Source organism: Streptococcus sp. 3167 (assembly GCF_013277175.1).
Taxonomy (GTDB): domain Bacteria; phylum Bacillota; class Bacilli; order Lactobacillales; family Streptococcaceae; genus Streptococcus; species Streptococcus pseudopneumoniae.
In genome coordinates this window covers 1-876 of sequence record NZ_VMML01000120.1, presented here as the reverse complement: position 1 = coordinate 876, position 876 = coordinate 1, and the positions used below count along the sequence as shown (strand labels likewise).

Genomic DNA, 876 nt, shown 5'->3' with positions numbered 1-876 from the left:
TTTCTCTCTCCTAAATGTAAGGGATAGAGTGATTTCCTTTAAGGAACAGCTTCCCATTTAGCGAGAAATAGATTATACTTGTAGCTGAGGAGAATGAAGCTCCTCACTAGTAAACTCTTCATAATCCTTTTTATTTTTCTGAAGATATTGTTTGAAAGATGTGAGTTTCCACGGATGGGTTTGTGGAGGGACATACTTGCGTCTTTCTTTTTTTGTTCTGGTTCTGATTCAAAGTTTTTCGAATAGAGTTCATGAACTAGTAGCTCCTTTGTGTGATAGATCTTGTCAGCGATATTGAGGTAGATGTCACCGTCAACTTCTTTTATAACGAATGCTTTTGTCTTTCTGCTGAAGTAGACTTCTTTTCCTTGTTCAACAGGGATATAGCAACGATTTTGGAATCGGATATGGTGTCCACGATCCACGACTCTCTCCGCCAGTCTAGCTAGAATGAGATTTCGTTCAGAGGGCTTAGGAGCCACCTCGAAGACAGAGAGTTTTGTCTTATTTCCAAACTGTTCATTAAAGGTTTGAATGTAGGAAAGAAGGAAAGTATTGGCTTCTTCCAAGGTATGAATATTGTTTCGTTCCAGTTCAATAGGCAGGCGAGATTGTAGTGCCTGATTGAGTCTTTCGACTCTCCCTTTAGTTTGAGGGATAGCGGTTGTCTCAAGGAGAATCCCCAGTTGGTGACAGGCGTATCCAAACTGTGTATGGGTATCGTCCTCCATTTTCTTAGAGTTGGAGGCTTGATAGGTAAAGACCGTTCTCTTATCTGTTTTAATTTGAAGGGGAATGCCGTGATTGGCTAAGATTTGTTCAAGGACATGATAGTAAGCATTCAAGTTCTCTTTTTTATCAAAATAAGCCCCTAGG

Annotated in this window: 1 pseudogene; it reads right to left on the bottom strand. The window is 40.2% G+C overall.

What is annotated here, in order from left to right:
* Positions 1–72 precede the first annotated feature (72 nt).
* Positions 73–876 (bottom strand): annotated as a pseudogene (locus HT678_RS11250) (ISNCY family transposase); the annotation flags it as partial.